Annotated in this window: 14 protein-coding genes; 7 read left to right on the forward strand and 7 right to left on the reverse strand. The window is 65.0% G+C overall.

Features of this window, described 5'->3' with window-relative positions; translation table 11 throughout:
- Together GPL20_RS07150 and GPL20_RS07155 are read right to left on the reverse strand one after the other, a co-directional pair.
- Positions 1-1,446: a hypothetical protein gene (locus GPL20_RS07150; RefSeq protein WP_157328907.1), complete on the reverse strand. Its 1,446-nt coding sequence runs from the start codon at positions 1,444-1,446 to the stop codon at positions 1-3.
- Between the two features lie 805 nt (positions 1,447-2,251).
- Positions 2,252-3,838 (reverse strand): hypothetical protein, encoded by a 1,587-nt coding sequence (locus GPL20_RS07155; RefSeq protein ID WP_157328908.1) that lies wholly within the window; start codon positions 3,836-3,838, stop codon positions 2,252-2,254.
- Positions 3,839-4,428: 590 nt separating this feature from the next.
- Between GPL20_RS07155 and GPL20_RS39315 the strand changes: the two genes are divergently transcribed.
- Entirely contained in the window at positions 4,429-4,845 is a 417-nt protein-coding gene (locus GPL20_RS39315; protein ID WP_246250147.1) for a hypothetical protein, read from the forward strand.
- A 20-nt stretch (positions 4,846-4,865) separates the two neighbouring features.
- Here GPL20_RS39315 and GPL20_RS07160 read toward each other — a convergent pair whose 3' ends face one another.
- Genes GPL20_RS07160 through GPL20_RS07170 form a run of 3 tightly spaced genes read right to left on the reverse strand, consistent with a single transcriptional unit; the run spans position 4,866 to position 8,225 of the window.
- Positions 4,866-5,498 carry a hypothetical protein gene (locus tag GPL20_RS07160; RefSeq protein ID WP_157328909.1) on the reverse strand — a complete coding sequence of 211 codons (633 nt, stop codon included), beginning with the start codon at positions 5,496-5,498 and terminating at the stop codon, positions 4,866-4,868.
- Positions 5,499-5,506: 8 nt separating this feature from the next.
- Positions 5,507-7,759, reverse strand: coding sequence for a xanthine dehydrogenase family protein molybdopterin-binding subunit (locus GPL20_RS07165; RefSeq protein ID WP_157328910.1), 2,253 nt, complete (start codon positions 7,757-7,759; stop codon positions 5,507-5,509).
- Between the two features lies 1 nt (position 7,760).
- The gene (locus GPL20_RS07170; protein WP_157328911.1) at positions 7,761-8,225 is read right to left on the reverse strand and encodes a (2Fe-2S)-binding protein; all 465 of its coding nucleotides are present in this window, start codon (positions 8,223-8,225) and stop codon (positions 7,761-7,763) included.
- Positions 8,226-8,343: 118 nt separating this feature from the next.
- Between GPL20_RS07170 and GPL20_RS07175 the strand changes: the two genes are divergently transcribed.
- From GPL20_RS07175 to GPL20_RS07185, 3 genes are all read left to right on the forward strand, one after another.
- Positions 8,344-10,188: a thiamine pyrophosphate-requiring protein gene (locus GPL20_RS07175; protein WP_256557422.1), complete on the forward strand. Its 1,845-nt coding sequence runs from the start codon at positions 8,344-8,346 to the stop codon at positions 10,186-10,188.
- 105 nt (positions 10,189-10,293) lie between these two features.
- Positions 10,294-12,804, forward strand: a complete 2,511-nt coding sequence (locus tag GPL20_RS07180) for a GAF domain-containing sensor histidine kinase (protein WP_157328913.1) — start codon at positions 10,294-10,296, stop codon at positions 12,802-12,804.
- 21 nt (positions 12,805-12,825) lie between these two features.
- Positions 12,826-14,532, forward strand: a complete 1,707-nt coding sequence (locus GPL20_RS07185; RefSeq protein WP_167532932.1) for an alpha/beta hydrolase — start codon at positions 12,826-12,828, stop codon at positions 14,530-14,532.
- 3 nt (positions 14,533-14,535) lie between these two features.
- Here the strand turns inward: GPL20_RS07185 and GPL20_RS07190 are convergent, their stop codons facing one another.
- Both GPL20_RS07190 and GPL20_RS07195 read right to left on the reverse strand, forming a co-directional pair.
- Positions 14,536-16,113, reverse strand: a complete 1,578-nt coding sequence (locus GPL20_RS07190; protein ID WP_157328914.1) for an MDR family MFS transporter — start codon at positions 16,111-16,113, stop codon at positions 14,536-14,538.
- A 162-nt stretch (positions 16,114-16,275) separates the two neighbouring features.
- Positions 16,276-16,791, reverse strand: coding sequence for a YcgN family cysteine cluster protein (locus GPL20_RS07195; RefSeq protein ID WP_157328915.1), 516 nt, complete (start codon positions 16,789-16,791; stop codon positions 16,276-16,278).
- Between the two features lie 290 nt (positions 16,792-17,081).
- Between GPL20_RS07195 and GPL20_RS07200 the strand changes: the two genes are divergently transcribed.
- The 3 genes from GPL20_RS07200 to GPL20_RS07210 are packed head-to-tail and all read left to right on the forward strand — an operon-like array spanning position 17,082 to position 20,536.
- Positions 17,082-19,367, forward strand: a complete 2,286-nt coding sequence (locus GPL20_RS07200; protein ID WP_347340022.1) for a transglycosylase domain-containing protein — start codon at positions 17,082-17,084, stop codon at positions 19,365-19,367.
- Positions 19,368-19,376: 9 nt separating this feature from the next.
- Positions 19,377-19,955, forward strand: coding sequence for a DUF1214 domain-containing protein (locus GPL20_RS07205; RefSeq protein ID WP_212429761.1), 579 nt, complete (start codon positions 19,377-19,379; stop codon positions 19,953-19,955).
- Positions 19,952-20,536, forward strand: a complete 585-nt coding sequence (locus tag GPL20_RS07210; protein WP_157328916.1) for a DUF1254 domain-containing protein — start codon at positions 19,952-19,954, stop codon at positions 20,534-20,536. Before GPL20_RS07205 ends, GPL20_RS07210 begins: the two co-directional genes overlap by 4 nt.
- Positions 20,537-20,696 lie beyond the last annotated feature (160 nt).

Raw genomic sequence — 20,696 nt, forward strand, 5'->3', positions numbered from 1 at the left:
CTATCTTGGCGGCGTATCTCGCCGCTTGTGCACGACCGCCACATCGTCGCTGTAGACGCGCTGCCACTGGGGCAGCCGGTCGAGCATCGCTATCGCCGGCGTGGTCGGCGCGAGCAGCGTCGCGCCGATGTTGTATTCGTCGAGCAATTTGAGAAAGTCGCCGAGGTCGGCCAGCGCGATGGCACGATTGTAGCGGTTGATGAACGGCCCCCCGTACAGTTCGCCGCGACCGTCGATGAAGGTGGGAATGCCGGCAAAGATCAGATAGCCACCGAAGCCATAATCGTTGAGCACGGGCCCCGTCTTGGCGAGGCCGGCATGAGCGATCGCAGCCTGAGGTGTGATGTTCGCAGCCGGTCGCAAGTCACGCGCCAGCGCCGCACCGCTCATCGCGACCAGCATTGCGAGCGCTGCCAGATTGAGGCCGCGCGACGAACCCCGCGCATCGTCCCCGGCCGGTCCGCCGAACGCCCGTCCCAGCGGAGCCGCCAGATAGAGCGGCGCCAGCATGGCCAGCAGATCCGCGTTGCGAACCTGCGCCAGCGCGAAATGAAGCAAGCCGATCACCACCAGTGCCCGCACGACCGGCAGCGTCACACCGCGCGAGAGTGCAAAGATGCCACCCAGCAGCAGCAACTCGAAGACACCGATGTGGCTGAAATCCTGCGGCCGCCATTCCGCGATCCAAGCGAGCGCAGAGCCGAGGCCGAGTGTCGTCAGCGGCATCAGCAGCGATTCCGGCCCGTGCGGCGTCAGGCAGGACGCTGCGACCGCAAGTGCCGTGAATGGCAGCCACCGCAGGAACACGCGCGGCCATTCGCTTGGCTTCTCGCGCAGCAGCGCCTCGAGCCCCGCGGGGCCAATCAGCCCAAGCGCCAGTATCACGCTGCCGTGCAGATTGGCCCACAGGACCAGCAGCGGCAGGGCCCAGTATGGCGGTGGCCCACCGCGATCCATGCGGCGGACCAGGGCAGCTGCCCAGGTCACCATCACCGGCAGCACGAGGACGTGGGGCCGCGCCAGCATATGCGGTGCCGACAAGATGGCGGCCGCGATCACCATGAGCAGCGTATAGGTTGGCGAGAGCTCGCGCAGCAGGAAGAACGTGAACAGGCCAAACGCGAGCGCTATCGCCGCCGCGGCGACGACGACGACGCCTGACCAGCCGGACAGCGCGTAGGCTCCGGCGTAGATGACCTCCGAGAGCCATTCGAAGGGGACCCAGGGCGCCCCGTGCATCGAAAAGGAAAAAGGGTCATTCGCCGGCAGGGTGCCATGCGCGATGATCCAGCGCCCGACCTCGATGTGAGAATAGCTGTCGGGATCACTGAGCAGCCGCTGTCCAAGGATCAGCAGCGTTGCATAGACGCCAAGGCCCACCAGCCAGGGGAGCGCCGCGCGCGCCGAAAACGGTTGAACCTCGCTGTGGACGACCTGCTCAGTCATGGCGGCGCAAGTTAGGACGCAAGCGTTAAATTCTTCTTTGATGTCGACCGCGCCTGGCCGATGGGTAACGTCTTGTGAACCATATTTTCGAGCACATCCCCGCTCGCATCACCGACGGCTGGCGTGCGCTCGCTGTCGAACCAAGCGGGGACGCTGTCAGCGCCGTGTCGTATCGCGCAGTCGGCTGCGGCCACCGCATCCCGGCCAGCGTCTCGTGACGGCCGCGAAACGCCTTGTGGCGGGCCGGGATGTCAAGCGCAACGCTTCTGGTTCGGCCTCCGTTCGGCGCTTACGGGCAGAAGCGGACATCAACCTGCCGACAATCCCTGATGAATCCGTCGAAAATGGCCCGTATGCGACGTCGCTTTCGCTCCGAGCGGGATATCTCGGCAGCTATCGCACCCACAGCTTGAGCGGAACGGCTTGTCGACCGGGGCAGTCGATCGTGCCCATATAAGAGTCTGACAATCGTCCGCCGTAGGTGCATTCGACGCCGGCTAACGAGATTGTCGCGTGCAATTGAGATGACGAGGCTGATATCTGGAGACGCATTTCACCATTCTTCTCCTCTGGACCATCCTGAGTGCACACACCAACGTGCTTCATCGTCAATGGTCCGGAGTATTCCTTTGTATGTCCCGAAGTCGTTTCTGTGACGGTGGCAGTCAACTCCCACTCGCCGAGATAGCCCGAGTATCCGATGACCTGAAGCGACTGGGCGACAGCCGGCGTCGCGAGAGCACTCAGAACGACAGGCAGAACGAACGCTCTCACGACATGCTCCCGCGCCATGGCCGCATGCACCTCAGCGCTTCGTCAGAAACGCGCGCGCGTCGGTCACTTCGGTCCGGGTACTATCCGCAGCATCAGCGATCGCGACGACCTTGCTGTAGTACTCATGAGCTTTGGCGGACTCACCGGACTTTTCGGCGGCCTTCGCCGCACCTACATAGGCGCCGAGCCGGTTTGGCTCCTTTTTCAGCGCCGCTTCAAACGCGACGAACGCGTCCTTGGCGTTACCGCTTTCGAACAGCATGACACCATAGAGCTCGCGTGCGGGTTTGGCTACGCCTGGCGTCACCGGATGCTTCTCGGTCCTGTCCTCGGCGTCGGCCGCTGCGCTCATCAATATCAGGGCTTCGTCGCGCTTGCCCTCGGCATGGAGCATCCAGGCGGTCGCGACCTGTCGCTGAACGTCTACTTGCTCCGACCAATAAGCATCCTTTGCATCTCGCAGTTTGTCGCGCAACTCGGCGAGCTTGGCGATATCAGCCCTGGCGGCTTCGGGATTGCCCGAGCGGGCTGCGCCTAGAGCTCGCGCGAAATAGGTGACCGCCTGCACGTGAGCCAGTGGGCTGGCACGGACTTGAAGCGCCGCTGCAGCCATCCAATCGCCGCGCTCCACCGCGTAGCGTGCCGGCGAAGCCGCCAGCGCATATGGCCCGGCGATGAAAGTCTCGGTGAACCCAGTGACTGCCTTCATCTCGTCGATGACGGTCGCGGCTTTCTCGTCCTGCCCGAGTTGTAGATAGGCGTAGACCAGATAATCCATGGCGTGCAGCTGATCATGGCCTTCTTTGTCAGCCTTCGCGACACGCGCCGACTCGACATTGGACGCAATCGACTCCTTCCAATAGCCAACGCGCGTGAAGATGTGCGATGGCATATGCTGCGCATGCGCTGCCGCTGGCGCGACCTTGGCATAGCGTTGGGCAGCCTGAAGGCCTTTCTCAGCGATCGGCGGATAATCATAGAGGTGGATGAGGTAATGCGCCACGCCGGGATGTTGTGGCTGGCGTATTGCGATCGGCTCTAGGATTGCTGCGCCTTTGAGTTGGCTGGCATAGGTCTTGTCGGCCGGCGAAGCCGAGGTATTTAAGGCGAGCGCATAATAGATCTGCGCTTCGTCGTCATCGGGATAGCGCTGTGCCAGTTGCTCCATGGCCTTTGTGTAAGCCTGCATGCGCGTACGATGATCGACCTTTTCATAGTCGGCGTACATAGCGCCAAGCGCGTTCAGGTAGTCGCGCTCGCGTTGCGTCTTGGTGCCGACGCTCTTCCCCTTTGTGATCGCGTCCGCGCCCTCGGCGAGGTTCTTTGCCGGCGTCGGAACGTGGGGATTCCATAACAGGCTGAGCGCGATGCCCCAGTAGGCGATACCGCACTCAGGATCGGCCTTCAGTGCATCTCCAAACACGTGTTGCGACGCGCGGTACCAGAACGAGTGCTGGTACAGCATCCCCTGGTCGAATAGCTTTTGCGCTTCCGGTTTGCACGATGTCTCGAAATGCACAGTGCCGAGCTGGCTGCCGTCAGATTGTCCTAACGCTGGTTGCGCGAGCGAAAGTCCCGCTGCGGCCGCCGCGGCAATTGCAAATGGCGATTTGATCATGAGCAGGCTCCAGGCAAAAATTTAGATTTCCACCGAGCATTGCGCAGATTAGACCAATTTCTTGAGACCCACCATGCATCGACATTCGCTTTGCGTCTTTTTTGCAGAGGCATGTCAGTTGTGCTGACAATTCATTCACGCTCTAAGTCGGTATCGTGCCTCGGCCGAAGTCCTAATGCCGGCTATGTTCACCGAACCAAGGCATCTCGGCTTCAGTAGCGCCAATCAAGCGCGACGAATGTACGCTTCTGGCCCATCGCGACATTTGCCGCGGTTTCACAAAGGCGGTTGGTGTCGGCGCGAACCGGACATCGACGAAGGGTTATGAGTACGCGCCCCAGCAAAGATCGCGAAGATTCATCTTAGCCAGGATAATTGATCGCAAATCAATCCAAGCTTTGTTGGCTCGCAATCAGCGTTGCGATCCGACGGAACGCATTTTGGATATATGCCCATTGAACTCCCTCTGGAGCGTATTCTACCCGGCCGGGACACTTTGACGGCCATGTGAGTCCTGATACTCTGCACCGCGTCGTGGCTCGGCGGGCCATGCTGTCGATCGTTGAACCAAAGCTGCCGAGAGGATGCGGATGAGAAGCGTGACGCTCTTGGCTTTCAGCCTCATGTTTGTCGGCGCATGGTCGCACGACAGCGCGAGAGGCCAGACTTCGGTCGCGCCGCCGGTCTCGCTGGCTCCGCCCCAGGCATCACCGCCACGCGCGAGCGCCAAGAATTCCCGAACTCCGCCGGCGGCACCCAGTCGAGAGGCTTCGCCACCCGTGATTGGCGGGCTTCCCTCAGCGCCGGCCACGGACTACGATGGCTTCAGCGTAGGCACTGCCGACGATCATGACACCTCAGATCAGGTGGCCCCACCCCTGAGGTCCCGTGCAGCAAAGAGCACCAGGTCCAATCCGGATACAAATGGCCCCGCCGGACAGTCATCGATCGATCAGGAAGATGAGGCGTTGAAGCGCAAGCTGACGATCTGCAAGAACTGCAAATAGGCCGCCATCTGCCGAAGGCGTCAATTCGGACAGGGTTGTCCGGCGGCGCCCCACAAAGCCATGTCCTTGACATGATCCTCGAAGGTGCCCGGCGGCGTCGTGCGGCCTGCTCCGGGCGCCCACCCGCGTGGAATGAAGCCGCTTAACGACGCATCGTGCCGCAAGTGCTCGACGAGACCGGCGGCGTCGCGGCCGCCATTGCGCTTGGGATCCTTCAGTTGCGCGCAGATTTCGGCGCCGCTCTTGCCGAACCAGATGAACGCCACCGGAGCGAGTTGCCAGTCGATGCCGGCGCGCGGCGGCGCCGGTGCCGGCTCGTTGGCCTGGGTGGAGGTTATGTGACAGGTCGAGCACGGGATCGTCTCCGCGCCGATGCGGCTCTCGCCGCCGTGGATGTTCATGCCGTGCACGCGGGGCCTGGTTTCGCCGGCCGGCGTCCAGATCGGGATCGCCTTGGCGTCGACGTGGCAATTGGCACAACGCGGATGCGTCACCACGGCTTCGATCCGCTTCCAGGCCTCCAGCCCCTCGGCGCGGCTGACGCTGCCCGGCGGCAGCACGTCCTTGGCCGCCTCGTCCTTGGCTGCCACAATTCCGGTGAAGGCTGCAATTGCCGAAGCCGCGAAGGCGACCGCGATCAGAGATCTCTTCATGGCGCGCCTCACACGAAATCGATGAACTTGTTGAAGGGCATTTCGCGGATGCGCTGTCCCGTCGCCGCGAAGATCGCATTCGCCAGCGCGGGCGCGGCCGGAGGAACAGGCGGCTCTCCGACGCCTCTCACCTTTGGATCGTTCTCGAGCCCGCGCACCTCGATGACGGGACATTGGTAGATCCGCATCGCTTCGTGGTGGTTGTAGTTGGTCTGCTGCACCGCGCCCTTGGCGTAAGTGAGCTCGCAATTGATGGCATGGCCGAGCCCCCAGACGACGCCGCCCTGCACCTGGTTCTCGAAATTGACGGGATCGACGACCTTGCCGACGTCGACCGCGACCCAGACCTTGTCGATCCTGATGCCTCTGTCCGTCTTCGTGACTTCGACGACCTCCGCTGTCGGCGTGCCGAAGGCCTCCACGAAAGCGACGCCCCGACCCCTGCCGTTGCCGAGCGGTCCCTTCCAGTCCGACATCTCCGCGACCGTCTCCAGCACCTTGCGGTAGGTCGGCACGGTGCACATCTCGATGCGCGCCTTCATGGGATCGAGACCCGCCGCGTGGATCAGCTCGTCGATGAAGCTTTCGGTGAAGAAGCCTGATGTTGAGGCGCCGACCGACCGCCACGTGGTGCACGGCGAAAGTCCCTGCGCCTCGTAGCTCGTGCCCCGGAAATTGGGGATGTCGTAGTAGACATTCCACAGGCCGGCGGCCAATTGGCCATCGGGATCCTTCGAGGGTATGCCCGAACGCTCGAGCAGCCCCTTGAGCGGAGCTGTCGAGGCCAGCTGCAGATCCGCTGCGACGATCTTGCCTTTGTCGACGCTCCCTCTGTGCCGGGCGATCGCAATCTGCCGCGGAATATCCTGGAGAAAGTCCTCCTCGCGCGAGAACACGAGCTTGATCGGCGTCCCGCGCATCTGGTTTGCGATCTCGGCAAGGACACGGACGTTCTCGTATTCGAGACGGTGGCCAAAACTTCCACCGGTCCACTGGTTGTGGAATGTGACCTGTTCCGGCTTGAGGCCGATCGCCGTCGCGGCGACATCCTGCACGAATTGGGGGCTCTGATGGCCCACCCAGATCTCCATCCCCTTGTCGGTGACGAGGCCGATCCCGTTGAGCGGCTCGAGCGGCTGATGCGCCACATAGGGCGCGCGATACTCGGCCTCAAGGCGCGTGCCGGTCTTCAGCCCGGCTTCGACATCACCGATCTTTCGCCACTCCTTGCCCAGGAATTCGGGCGTGAACGAGGATTCCAGAACCTTCCAATGGTCAGCCTGCTCGGCGGGATAGGCCGAGGGCGCCCACTCGCACGTGACGGCATCGGCCGCCTTGATCGCGTACCAGCTGTTGGTGGCGATCACCGCGACGCCATTCTTGATCTCGAGGATCTTCTTGACCCCCGGCATCACGCGCGCCTTGCTCGCGTCGTAGGATTTCAGCGGCTGACCCTTGTTGGGGTTCAGCTTGACGGAGGCGTAGAGCATACCGTCCATCTTCATATCGATGCCGAACTTCAACTCGCCCATGACCTTCGCGCGGACGTCGAGCCGCGTCATCGGCTTGCCAAGCATGCGCCATTGCGACGGGTCGCGCGGCTTCGCATCGAGCACCGGCGGAATCTTTGCAGCGTCCGCCGCGAGCGCGACATAGGCGATTTTCTTCCCGTCGGGCAGGATCACATGGCCGGACTGGGTGCGGAGGTCGGCGACAGCGACACCCGAACGCTTGGCAGCGGCCGCCTTCAACGTTTCGCGCGCGACCGCGCCGGCAACGCGCAGCTTTTCGTAGGTGTCCGGGATCGTGCTCGAGCCGCCGGTCATCTGCAGGCCGGACTTCCTGAGAGATTCGAGCACGGCGGCCCGCGCCTCCTCGGCAGCCGGACTTTGGTCCGCAGCCACGAACGGCGCGAACTCGTCGGCAAAACCGGTGTTGAAGTAAGCGGGGCTCGGCCCTGCGAAGCGGATCTCGAACTGACCGGGATCGAGGTCCATCTCTTCGGCGATCATGATCGGCTGCACCGAGCCGACGCCCTGACCGATGTCGGCGTGCTGCGCGATCAGCGTGATCTTGTCGGGGCTGATCTCGACCCAGGGATTGAAGGCTACGGAGTTCGGCCCGAGGCCGGCGAGCAGTGGATTGTCACCTGCGCTCGCGGCCGCTTCCGCAGGGCCGTAGGAGCCGAAGGCGATACCGCCGGCGACAGCGGCGGAGCCGAAAAGGAAGGCGCGACGGGAAAGACTCTGGATGTGGCCCATCTCACTTCTCCGCCAGCTTCTTTGCGGCAGCCGCATGGATTGCGGTGCGTATGCGCGGATAGGTTCCGCAGCGGCAGAGATTGCCGGACATCACCTCATTGATGTCTTCGTCCGTTGGCTGCGAAATCAGGTCGAGAAGCGAGATGGCCTGCATGATCTGCCCGGTCTGGCAGTAGCCGCATTGCGGGACCTGGTGTTCGATCCAGGCCTGAAGCACCGGGTGCTGGTCCTTGTTGCCCAACCCTTCAAGCGTGACGACCGACTTGCCCGCGACCTCGCCGATATGCGCCTGGCAGGACCGGACCGCCATTCCGTCGATCTGGACAGTGCAGGCGCCACATTGCGCGACCCCGCAGCCGTATTTGGGACTGGTGATGCCGAGTTCGTCGCGCAGGACCCAGAGCAAGGGCATCTCGGGAACGACGTCTACCTGACGCTTGACCCCATTGACGGTGAGCTCGATCATGTCGATGTGCCCCTTTGCGCTGTTGTGTTTCAGCGTGCCCGCGGAGCCTCGATCCTGTCAATTTGAAACCCGGCAGCATCGACGTTCACTTTCAGAATCGCACGATAACAGCAGCGAGATGCGCCTTCTCGTCGCGCGACATTTCGATCCGCACGAGAGCAATTCCGAACTGCGCATATTGTGGGCAAATCAAGCTCGTTGCGCTTGCATCCTGCATGGCAGACCTACCTGCCGGCATGACGGACCGCGCTTTACGCGTCCCGCAATTCCTGATCCTCTCTCCTGCAATCAGCCGGGACCAACCGGCCTCGCCAGGGAGAGAGACGCCATGAAGCTCGGCACCGCGATCGCGGAAATCATGAGGCGCGAGGGCATCGAGATCCTCTGCGGCTACCCCGTCAACCACCTGATCGAGCACGCCGCCAAGGCCGAGATCCGGCCCGTGATGGTGCGGCAGGAGCGCGTCGGACTCCACATGGCGGACGCGATCTCGCGCGTGACGTCGGGGCGCACGATCGGCGCGTTCTGTATGCAGCATGGGCCCGGCGCCGAGAATGCCATGGGCGGCGTCGCGCAATGCTTCGGCGAATCCGTCCCGGTGCTGGTGCTGCCGATGGGCTACCAGCGCAGGCTTTCGCACATCGAGCCGAACTTCAACTCCAGCGAGGCGATGAAGCCGTTCGCGAAATCGTCCGAGCCGATCATCCTCGCCGCGGAAGTCGCCAACATCTTCCGCCGCGCCTTCACCAAGCTGAAGAACGGCCGCGGCGGTCCGGTCATCGTCGAGATTCCCGCCGACATGTGGAACGAGGAGGTGCCGGAGCCGCTCGACTACACGCCGGTGCTGCGCACGCGCTACGGCGCCGATCCCGTGCATGTGAAGGAAGCAGCCAGCCTGCTCGTCAACGCGAAGCGACCGGTGATCTATGCCGGCCAGGGCGTGCATTACGCCCAGGCCTGGGCACTGCTGGAACGGCTCGCGGAACGGCTGGCCATTCCCGTCACCACCAGTCTCGGCGGCAAGTCGGCATTTCCGGAGACGCACCCGCTCTCGCTCGGCTCCGGCGGCCTCGCGGTGCCGCGCGCGGTCCCGAAATTCCTGGCCGAGGCCGACGTCATCTTCGGCATCGGCTGCTCCTTCACCGAGACGAGCTTCGGCATCGCCATGCCGAAGGGCAAGACCATCATCCATTCGACGCTCGATCCGAACCATCTCAACAAGGACGTCGAGGCCAGGATCGGCCTCGTCGGCGACGCCGGGCTCGTGCTCGATGCGCTGCTGGAGGAGATCGGCAAGACGGTCACCGCGGATCGCGATGCTTCCGCGGTCGCGGCCGAGATCGCGGCCTCGCACAGGGAGTGGCTGGCGAAATGGATGCCGAAGCTCACCAGCAATGACGCGCCGCTCAGTCCCTATCGCGTGCTGTGGGACCTGCAACGCACCGTCGACATCCACAACACCATCATCACGCATGATGCCGGCAGCCCGCGCGACCAGCTCTCGCCGTTCTGGAAGGCGGTCGAGCCCCTTTCCTATCTCGGCTGGGGCAAGACGACGCAGCTCGGCTATGGCCTTGGGCTTGCGATGGGGGCCAAGCTCGCAAAACCCGACAAGCTCTGCATCAACGTCTGGGGCGATGCGGCCATTGGTTTTACGGGCATGGATTTCGAGACCGCGGTGCGCGAGCGCATCCCGATCATGTCGATCCTGCTCAACAATTTCTCGATGGCGATCGAGCTGAAGGTGATGCCGGTCTCGACCGAGAAATATCGCTCCACCGACATCTCCGGCGACTACGCCGCCATGGCGCGCGCCTTCGGTGGCTATGGCGAGCGGGTGCTGAAGCCGGAAGACATCGTGCCGGCGATCCGGCGCGGCATCCAGAAGACGCAGGAGGGCGTACCGGTGCTGCTGGAGTTCATCACCAGCAAGGAGACGGAGGTGTCGCGGCCGGGCACGTGAGCGGGGCCGGTTTCGACGGCACGGCGGCGGGCGCTGGCTCCGGCCACTGGTGATGTGATAATCCGGCTAGTGCCGCGCACGTCGCGGCATCAAGCCGGATTAGGAATGACCACCCCCTCCAACGATATCGCCGGGATCGACGAGCTCAAACGGCAGTTGCGGTCGGCCGCAGCCGAGAATGCACGGCTGCGCTCCGAGCTTGCGATTGCGCGCGATCGCCAAAGCGCCAGCGCCGAGATCCTGCGCACCATCGCCGCCTCCCCCTCCGATGCCCGGCCGGTCTTCGCGGCGATCGCCTCCAGCTCAAAGCGCCTGCTCGGCGGCTTCTCCGCCACCGTGCTTCAATTCATCGGCGACGAGCTGCACCTCGTGGCGTTTACGCCGACCAGCCCGGAGGCGGACGCAGGACTCAAGGCCTCGTTTCCGCGCAAGATCGCCGACTTTCCAACCTTTGCCCTCGTGCGCGGCGGCGAGACGATCCAGTTCCCCGACAGCGAGGCCGCCGACGTCCCGGCACTGAATCGGGAGCTGGCGCGGTTGCGCGGCTTCCGCAGCGTGCTGTTCATGCCGCTGATGAACCGGGGCACGCCGGTTGGCATGATCAGTGTCACGCGCGCCGAGCCGGGCGCATTCGCGCCCGATCACGTGCAATTGCTCCAGACCCTTGCCGACCAGGCCGTGATCGCGATCGAGAATACGCGGCTGTTCAACGAGACGCAGGAAACGCTCGAGCGCCAGACCGCCACGGCCGACATCCTGAAGGTGATGGCGGCCTCGCCCTCCGACGTGCAGCCGGTGTTCGACGCCATCGCGGCCAATGCCAACCGGCTGATCGGCGGCTTTTCCACCGCCGTGCTGCGCTATATCGACGGTGCCGCCCACCTTGCGGCATTCACGCCGACCGACCCCGTCGGCGATCGCGTGCTCCAGTCCTCCTTCCCGGTGCCGTTTGCGCAGTTTCCGCCCTATCGGCTCGTGGCCAATGGTGCGGCGGCGCAACTGCCCGACACCGAGCTCGAGCCGGCCGCACGCGACATCGCGCGCGCACGCGGCTATCGCAGCATGCTGTTCGCGCCCTTGATGAGCGAGGGCGAGGCGATCGGCATCATCATCGCGACGCGACGCGCGACCGGCACCTTCGGCGAGCACCATGTCGGGCTGTTGCAGACCTTCGCCGACCAGGCGGTGATCGCGATCAAGAATGTCAGCCTGTTCAACGCGACGAAGGAAGCGCTGGAACGGCAAACCGCGACCGCCGACATCCTCAAGGTGATCGCCGCCTCGCCTGCCGACGTCACACCCGTGTTCCAGGCCATCTCCGACAGCGCCAAGGCGCTGATCGGCGGACACTCGTCCACCGTCACCCGCGTCATCGACGGCATGCTGCACCTGGCCGCCTTCACCACCGATAACGAAGCGGGCAATGCGGATTTGCGCGGCTCCTTCCCGGCACCGCTGTCGGCGTCAGGCATCCACAGCCGGGTGGCGCAAAGCGGAGAGGTCGCCTTCCGCACCGACATGCAGAACGAGCCCGACCTCACGGCGGCAATGCGGGAGCTGGCGCGGACCAGAGGCTATCGCAGCATCCTCGTCGTGCCGATGCTGCGCGACGGCATTGCAATCGGCACCATCGCCGTCACGCGACCGGAGGCCGGTCATTTTCCGGACAAGGCGGTCAACCTGCTCAAGACCTTTGCCGACCAGGCCGTGATCGCCATCGAGAACGCACGCCTGTTCAACGAGGTGCAGGACCGCACGCGGGAGCTCGCCAGATCGCTCGACGATCTGCGCGCAGCGCAAGACCGGTTGATCCAGACCGAGAAGCTTGCATCGCTCGGCCAGCTCACCGCCGGCATCGCCCACGAGATCAAGAACCCGCTCAACTTCGTCAACAATTTCGCCTCGCTCTCCGCCGAGCTGACCGACGAGCTGAACGAGGCGCTTGCGCCCGTCCCACTCGCCGACGATGTCCGCAGCGAGGTCGACGAGCTGACCGCGCTTTTGAAGGACAATCTGCAAAAGGTCGTGCAGCACGGACGGCGCGCCGATTCCATCGTCAAGAACATGCTGCTGCATTCGCGCGAAGGCGGCGGCGAGCACCGGCTGAGCGACATCAACGCGCTGGTCGAGGAGAGCCTCAACCTCGCCTATCACGGCGCGCGTGCCGAGAAGCCGCAATTCGACGTCACCCTCGAACGCGACCTCGATCCGGCGGCCGGCATGGCCGATGTGTTTCCGCAGGAGATCACGCGGGTGCTGCTGAACCTGATCTCGAACGGCTTCTACGCGGCGGCCAAGCGCAAGGCGGACAATGGCGCCGCCGGTTTCAAGCCGGTCGTGGTTGCCGCAACGCGCGACCGCGGCGACCACATCGAGATCCGCATCCGCGACAACGGCACCGGCATTCCCGACGCGGTGAAGGAGAAGATCTTCAATCCGTTCTTCACTACCAAGCCGGCCGGCGAAGGCACCGGCCTCGGGCTGTCGATGAGCCACGACATCGTGGTGAAGCAGCACGGCGGCACGATCGACGTCGAGACGAGGCCCGGCGCGTTCACCGAATTCACGATCCTGCTGCCACGGACAAGCAGCATCCCGGACAAGGGCAGCGGGTAGCGGCGTTCGGAAGGTGCTTTGATGAATCCAGCGAGGCTTATTCGGCGACAATTGCTCTCGCTGTCCGGCGTCGGCCTGATGCTGGGTGCCCTGTTCTTCGCTGCCGCGCTGACGCCGACGCTGGTGCCGCGGAGCTATCTCACCCAAGGCGCCCTCGCCGGTGCCTGCTTTGCGATCGGCTACCTCGCCGGAAACCTCTGGCGCTGGCTGTGGCACTATCTCGAGCTGCCCGAGCCCTCGGCGCGCCTGAGGTCGATCGCCAACGCATTGATCGCGGCCGGCTGCCTGATCGTGGTCATCATTTGCCTGTGGCGGGCTGCCGAATGGCAAAACTCGATCCGCAGCGTGATGGAGATCGCGCCGGTCGAAACCGCGCATCCGCTCAAGGTGAGCGCCGTCGCCCTGGTCACCTTCATCGTTTTCCTGGCCCTGGCGCGGCTGTTCATCGTCATCTCGCGATTCCTCGCCGTGCGCACGATGCGCTTCATCCCGAGAAAAGTCGCCAACGTCATCGGCGTCGTGATTGCAGGCCTGCTGTTCTGGTCGATCGCCAACAATTTCCTGATCCGCACGGCGTTCAACGCGCTCGATTCATCCTTCCGCGAATTCGACGCCTTGTTCGAGCCGGAGCGGCCGCAGCCGACCGATCCCGGTCGAACAGGAAGCGCGGCATCGCTGGTGAAGTGGAAGGAGCTCGGACGCATGGGGCGACGATTCATCGCCTCGGGTCCGCGCGCTGCCGAGATCAGCGCCGTCACGGAACAGGCAGCGCAGGAGCCTGTGCGCGTTTATGTCGGCCTCGGCGGCGCCGACACGGCGCAAGCGCGCGCCAGGCTTGCGCTCGACGAGCTCAAGCGGCAGCACGGTTTCGACCGCGCCATTCTCGTCGTCATCACGCCGACCGGGACCGGCTGGATCGATCCGTCGGCGATGGATGCGGTCGAATATCTGCATCATGGCAATGTGGCCAGCGTCGCGGTGCAGTATTCCTATCTCAACAGCCCGCTGTCACTGCTGTTTCAGCCCGAATACGGCGCGGAGGCGGCGCGCGCTCTGTTCTCCGAGATCTACGGCTACTGGACAACACTGCCGAAGGACCGGCGGCCGAGGCTCTATCTGCACGGGCTCAGCCTCGGCGCTCTGAACTCGGAACAATCCGCGGAGCTGTTCGAGACGATCGGCGATCCGATTGCCGGCGCGCTGTGGAGCGGAGCGCCGTTCGCGAGCCGGATCTGGCGCTCGGTCACAGCGAACCGCAATCAGGGTTCGCCGGCGTGGCTCCCGGAGTTTCGCGACGGCCGCTTCGTGCGCTTCATGAACCAGAACGGAGCGACGGTGCCGCCGGATACGCCCTGGGGCCCGATGCGCGTCGTCTACCTGCAATATGCCAGCGACGCGATCACGTTCTTCGCCTACCGCGACGCCTATCAGGCACCGGCCTGGATGACGAGCCCGCGCGGGCCGGATGTCTCACCGGAGCTGCGATGGTATCCAATCGTGACGATGCTGCAGCTCGCCCTCGACATGGCGGTCGCAACCAACACGCCGATGGGTTTTGGCCATGTCTACGCGCCCGAGCATTACGTCGATGCCTGGGTCGCGGTCACGGATGTCCATGATTGGCCCGCCGAAGCGCTGGCACGGCTCAGGAGCCATCTTGCGACAAGAGCGCGGCAGGCCGCCACGGGCAGTGCCGGCGAAGACGCCTACGCCGATCGCGGCGGCTAGCCGCTACTCCGCCATCTCCACCTGCGGGGTGACGGAGGGGCCGGCCAGAGGCCGCTCCTCCATCGCGATCAGGCAGAGCGCGGCGGCGGTCATCAGCGCGGTGGCCGCGCCGAAGACGTAGCGGAACGCATGCCGCATGTCGTCGGCGGGAATCGCATTGACGACGGCATGATGCTCGCCGAGCGGGATGTCGGCCCCGAGCGCGATCAGCAGGATCGCCGCGAATGCCGCGACCGTGAACGAGGACATCAGCGAACGGAAGAAGTTCAACGCGCCGGTGATGGTGCCGACTTGCGGACGGGCGACCGAATTCTGGAGCGAGACCACGCACACCGGGAAGGTGGTGCCGAGCCCGAGCGCAAACGCGGCCATCAGCGTCAGCAGGCCCCAGAGCGGCAGCGTCGTGAAGGTGAGACCGAGGCCGCAGAGCGCGGCCCAAGACGTCCCGATGATGGCGACGCGCTTGTAGTGCTTGGCCCGCGCCATCGTGCGCCCGGCGATGGCCGCACCGCAGGTCGAGACCGCCGCGAGCGGGATCAGGGCAAGCCCCGCCTCGCTGGCACTGAGGTGATAGACGGACTCATAGTAGAGCGGGAGCTGGACCGTGAGGCCGGTGATCGCGCCGAGCGCGCAACCGCCGGCCGTCAGCCCGAACGGTGCGACGCGTCCGCCGAGCAACGGCAGCGGCAGGAACGGCTCGTCCGCCCGCCGCGCGTGCCAGACGAAGGTGACGGCGAGCGCGACCGCTCCGCCCACCATCGCAAGCACGGTCGGCGAGAGCCACGGATAGCGCGTGCCGCCCCAGGTCAGCACCAGCATGAAGACGACGGCGGAGGCCATCAGCAGCACGCCGCCGAGCCAGTCGACCTTGCGCTTGTGGTGAAACACCGGGATCTTCTTCATCTTCGGCAGCAGCAGCGCGATCGCGGCGGCCGCGAGCGGCAGATTGATCCAGAAGATCATCGACCAGTGCAGATGCTCGGCGAACACGCCGCCAATGACCGGACCGAGGATGCCACCGACCATCCAGACGCTCGAGAAATAGGCCTGGTACTGGCCGCGCTCGCGTGGGCTCACGACGTCCGAGATCACCGTCTGCACCACCGGCATGATGCCGCCGCCGCCGAGGCCCTGAAGGCCGCGCGCGAGAATCAGCATCGGCATGCTCGGCGCGATCGCGCACAGCACGGAGCCTGCGACGAACAGGCTGAGCGAGGTGATGATCATGGCCTTGCGGCCGTAGATGTCGCTGAGCGTGCCGAACACCGGCGCGACGGCGGTCGAGGCGAGCAGATAGGCGGTGATGACCCAGGACAGATTGGAGACGTCCTGGAACTGGCGTCCGATGGTCGGCAGCGCGGTCGCCACGATGGTCTGGTCGAGGGCGGCCAGGAACATCGTCAGCATCAGGCTGATCACGATGGTGCGGACTTCGTCCTGTGACAGCGGCGCCGGCGGCGCGATGGACGGCGCGTCATCGACGCTCAAGACCTCGCTCGGAAGCCGGGACAGCTCCTCGGCGATGTCGTCGGGCAAAGGCTGGATGTCGGCAGAACTGCTCTGCCGGTCGAACTTGTTCATCTCGATCGGACGCCGTGTCGCGGCGCAACGCCGCAAAGGATTCGTTCTATGCGGGCAATGTAGGCAGCAAAGATCTTCTCAGGCAGCCGTCGCGGCGCATGGGTGCATCCCGCGCCAAGGCCATCCCGAAGACGTGATCGGCGCGCGAGCGCGGACGGCGGATCAGTCCTTCGGACGTCGCTTCAGGCGTGCCCGTTTCGGCAGCATCTCGGGCCATCGCACGATGTGGTCCTCGAGCTCCTCGTCCGGGATCTCCTCCTCGCTGGCCTCGACCCGGCCGCGCACGGAGACGCCGGCCTCATGCACGGTGTTGGGATCGCCGGAGACCAGCGGATGCCACCAATAGAGGTCGCGCCCCTCGGCGACGAGCTTGTAGCCGCAGCTCGGCGGCAGCCAGTTCAGGGTGCGGACATTGGCCGGGGTCAGGCGGACGCAGTCCGGAACCTTGTCGGACCGATTCGGGTAGTCTTTGCAGGCGCAGCTCGCCCCATCGAGCAGCTTGCAGCCGACATGGGTGAAATAGATCTGGCCGGTATCCTCGTCCTCGAGCTTGTTCAGGCAGCAGCGCCCGCAGCCGTCGCACAGGCTCTCCCATTCGGGCCCCGACATCTCTTCCAAAGTCTTGGTTTTCCAGAAGAATCCCTCCTGGCCTGAAGGTCGTTTGGGAGCTGCGGTCATGCGCCTCAACTGGATTCGAAAGAGCTACGGCTGATGTCATCTAGGGCGTGCGGCCGTGCTGCTGCAAGCAACGCCCCGTAGTGCCCGCAATGAACCGGGGTCAATTAGGCCTATTGTTCAAAATCGCGAGCGTGACCATTGGTTTATAGGCCCCGCTCGGCTAGAACAACAGCAAGTCCCCTCGGACGCGAACGGGCGCCTTGGGTTTGCCGCAACATTCCCTCAAGACGTCCCGATGCCGCCCCGGCCGGGTGCTTGAACGCTGTCGAACCGAGCCTTGAGGGTTCTAGGTGGTCCAGAACACACCATCCGATTGGAAGAGCCGCATCCGGAACTTCTTTCTGGACCTCGACGCGCGCATCGACTCCTCGCTGTTCTCCTCGGCCAAGGGCATCCGCGAGCTCTATGAGCGCTACTCGACCTTCATGGACCGGTTCTACGTCGGCCGGTGGAAGCGCTGGGTGTTCATCGAGCCGCTGTCGGAGGCCGCGACCCTCGGGCTCGGCGGCCTGGTCGTGATGCTCACGCTCGCCATCCCCGCCTTCCGCGAGACCGCGGACGAGGACTGGCTGAAGAAGTCCGACCTCGCGGTGAGCTTCCTCGACCGCTACGGCAATCCGATCGGCAGCCGCGGCATCAAGCACAACGACTCCATCCCGCTGGAAGACTTTCCGGACGTGCTGATCAAGGCGACGCTGGCGACCGAGGACCGCCGCTTCTACGAGCATTTCGGCATCGACATCGCCGGCACCGCGCGCGCGCTCGTCACCAACGCCCAGGCCGGCGGCGTCCGCCAGGGCGGCTCCTCGATCACCCAGCAGCTTGCCAAGAACCTGTTCCTGAGCAACGAGCGCACCATCGAGCGCAAGGTCAACGAGGCCTTCCTCGCGATCTGGCTGGAATGGCGCCTGACCAAGAACGAGATCCTCAAGCTGTACCTCGACCGCGCCTATATGGGCGGCGGCACCTTCGGCGTCGACGGCGCGGCGCATTTCTACTTCAACAAGTCGGCGCGCGACGTGACGCTGGCGGAAGCCGCGATGCTCGCCGGCCTGTTCAAGGCGCCCACCAAATACGCGCCCCACATCAACCTGCCCGCCGCGCGCGCCCGTGCCAACGTCGTGCTCGACAACCTCGTCGATGCCGGCTTCATGACCGAGGGCCAGGTGTTCGGCGCCCGCCGCAACCCGGCCTTCGCGGTCGACCGCCGCGACGAGGCTTCGCCGAACTACTATCTCGACTACGCCTTCGACGAGATGCGCAAGCTGGTCGACACCTTCCCGAAGTCCTACACCGAGCGCGTCTTCGTGGTGCGCCTTGCGATCGACACCAACGTGCAGAAGGCCGCCGAAGACGCGGTCGAGAACCAGCTGCGCCAGTTCGGCCGCGACTATCACGCGACGCAGGCGGCGACCGTGGTGGCCGACCTCGACGGCGGCATCCGCGCCATGGTCGGCGGCCGCGACTATGGTTCCAGCCAGTTCAATCGCGCCACCGACGCCTATCGCCAGCCCGGCTCCTCGTTCAAGCCTTACGTCTACACCACCGCACTGCTCAACGGCTTCACGCCGAACTCGATCGTGGTCGACGGCCCGGTCTGCATCGGCAATTGGTGCCCGCAGAACTATGGCCATTCCTATTCCGGCTCGGTGACGCTGACCCAGGCGATCACGCGCTCGATCAACGTCGTCCCCGTCAAGCTGTCGATCGCGATCGGACAGAAGGAGCAGCCGAAGGCGCCGAACCCGGCCAAGATCGGCCGCGCCAAGATCGTCGAGGTCGCGCGCCGCTTCGGCCTCAAGGCGCCGCTGCCCGACACGCCGTCGCTGCCGATCGGCTCGGACGAAGTCACCGTGCTCGAGCACGCGGTCGCCTATGCGACCTTCCCGAACCGCGGCAAGGCGGTGACGCCGCATTCCGTGCTGGAGGTGCGCACCGGTGCGGGCGATCTCGTCTGGCGCTGGGACCGTGACGGGCCGAAGCCGCGCCAGGCGATCCCGGCCTCCGTTGCCGCCGACATGGCCGGCATGATGAGCCACGTCGTCAGCGAGGGCACCGCGCGCCGCGCCGCCCTCGACGGCATTCCGACCGCGGGCAAGACCGGCACGACCAATGCGTATCGCGACGCCTGGTTCGTCGGCTACACCGGCAACTTCACCTGCGCGGTCTGGTACGGCAACGACGACTACTCGCCGACCAACCGCATGACCGGCGGCTCGCTGCCGGCGCAGACCTGGCACGACATCATGCTCGCCGCGCATCAGGGCGTCGAGGTCCGGGAAATCCCCGGCATCGGCATGGGCCAGAAGCTGCCGCCGCAGCCGATGGCCGCCCAGGCCAATGCGGCGCCGAAGGTGCTGGAGACCAAGCCCGGTCCGCCGCCGGTGCTGACCAAGCGCGGCGCCGACATCCTGGTGCGCGTCGAGAAGCTGCTCGATGACGCCGCCAAGACCGCGAACAAATCCGCGGCCGACGACAGCGGGCCGGCGAAGCCGGCCTCGTCGACCAGCGCGCTCGCCTTCCCGCAGAACTATGCGGAAGAGAACGTCAACGCATCCGCCCCGCGCAAGAACTGATCGAAACCCGTGCGGCTGATCCTGATCACATTGACGGCCCTCCTGCTCGCGACCGTGGTCGGCGTCGGCGCGACCTGGATGACGACGACGCGCGGCACCGAGATCGGCGCGCTGACCATCGGCGCCTGGACCGCGCGCCCGCGCACCGGCACCGCCGATGTCGATCCCTATTCGCGCGCCACCATCGTGCGCAACGGCGAGCTGCCGATCGGCACCGGCGACGGCGTCGCCTTCACCGCAACCGCCGACGACAAGAAGAAGGCGCTCGACGGCCGCTGCGACGTGATCGTCTCCGGCGTGACGCCGCCGGCGCGGTTTTGGACGCTGACGCTCTACGACCGCAAGGGCCACCTCGTCGCCAATTCGCTGCAGCGCTACGGCTTCACCAGCCAGGAGATCGTGCGGCAATCCGACGGCTCGTTCGAGATCCGCATCGCCTCGCGCTCGCGCGCCGGCAACTGGCTGCCGACCGGCGGCATCGAGCGCTACGCGCTGATGCTGCGCCTCTACGACACCCCGGTCGGAGTCGCGACCCGCACCCAGCGCGATGCGCCGATGCCCAGCATCACGACGGTGGGCTGCTCATGATCCGGCTGCTGTTCACCATCGTTGCCGGCATCGTTCTGGGCCTCGTGGTCCATCTCGTCAGCGTGCTGGCGCTGCCGCGGATCGCGACCCAGGACGCCTATTCGCGGCTGACGCCGATGACCAAGCTGAACGGCGTCACCCAGCTTCCCCTCGCCGATCCCAACACCTCGCCGATGCCGTTCATGGACCCGGCCTTTGCGCTCGCGATCTGCCGCTACGACCTCACGGGCGGGCCGCTGAAGCTGACCGTGCCCGTCAGCCAGGCCTATACCTCGGTGTCGTTCTACACCCGCAACGAGATCGCCTATTACGCCATCAACGACCGCTCCGCGGGCCGCAAGGTGATCGAGCTCGACCTGATGACGGAAGCGCAGCACAACGAGCTGCCCGAGGACGAAGAGATCACCGCGGCCGACCGGCTGATCATCGATTCCCCCAGCACCACCGGCCTGATCGTGATGAAGGCCCTCGCCCCCGAGCCCGGCCTGATGCAGCAGGCGCAGGCAACGCTTTCCGCTGCGACCTGCGCGCCGCAGACCGAGCCGCCCGCCAAGGCCGAGGCGCCGCGCGGCCGGCGCTGATGCGCGCCGCTTCGGCGAGCCGCAACACAAGAACTGCGAAAACAACCCCATGCACAGTAGCAGGGGCATTGAAATCATTAAGTTAAACGCCGCTGCCAACACGATGAGAGAAACCGTCGTTCTTGCGATCTCATCGACCGCTTCGAATAGGTTTGACGCG

Origin of the sequence: Bradyrhizobium cajani, from assembly GCF_009759665.1 — a bacterium.
Classification (GTDB): domain Bacteria; phylum Pseudomonadota; class Alphaproteobacteria; order Rhizobiales; family Xanthobacteraceae; genus Bradyrhizobium; species Bradyrhizobium cajani.

Excerpts from the sequence above, each read along its gene's own strand:
- GPL20_RS07150 (WP_157328907.1), bottom strand. The coding sequence starts at position 1,446 with ATGACTGAGCAGGTCGTCCACAGCGAGGTTCAACCGTTTTCGGCGCGC.
- GPL20_RS07155 (WP_157328908.1), bottom strand. The coding sequence starts at position 3,838 with ATGATCAAATCGCCATTTGCAATTGCCGCGGCGGCCGCAGCGGGACTT.
- GPL20_RS39315 (WP_246250147.1), top strand. The coding sequence starts at position 4,429 with ATGAGAAGCGTGACGCTCTTGGCTTTCAGCCTCATGTTTGTCGGCGCA.
- GPL20_RS07160 (WP_157328909.1), bottom strand. The coding sequence starts at position 5,498 with ATGAAGAGATCTCTGATCGCGGTCGCCTTCGCGGCTTCGGCAATTGCA.
- GPL20_RS07165 (WP_157328910.1), bottom strand. The coding sequence starts at position 7,759 with ATGGGCCACATCCAGAGTCTTTCCCGTCGCGCCTTCCTTTTCGGCTCC.
- GPL20_RS07170 (WP_157328911.1), bottom strand. The coding sequence starts at position 8,225 with ATGATCGAGCTCACCGTCAATGGGGTCAAGCGTCAGGTAGACGTCGTT.
- GPL20_RS07175 (WP_256557422.1), top strand. The coding sequence starts at position 8,344 with ATGCGCCTTCTCGTCGCGCGACATTTCGATCCGCACGAGAGCAATTCC.
- GPL20_RS07180 (WP_157328913.1), top strand. The coding sequence starts at position 10,294 with ATGACCACCCCCTCCAACGATATCGCCGGGATCGACGAGCTCAAACGG.
- GPL20_RS07185 (WP_167532932.1), top strand. The coding sequence starts at position 12,826 with ATGAATCCAGCGAGGCTTATTCGGCGACAATTGCTCTCGCTGTCCGGC.
- GPL20_RS07190 (WP_157328914.1), bottom strand. The coding sequence starts at position 16,113 with ATGAACAAGTTCGACCGGCAGAGCAGTTCTGCCGACATCCAGCCTTTG.
- GPL20_RS07195 (WP_157328915.1), bottom strand. The coding sequence starts at position 16,791 with ATGACCGCAGCTCCCAAACGACCTTCAGGCCAGGAGGGATTCTTCTGG.
- GPL20_RS07210 (WP_157328916.1), top strand. The coding sequence starts at position 19,952 with ATGATCCGGCTGCTGTTCACCATCGTTGCCGGCATCGTTCTGGGCCTC.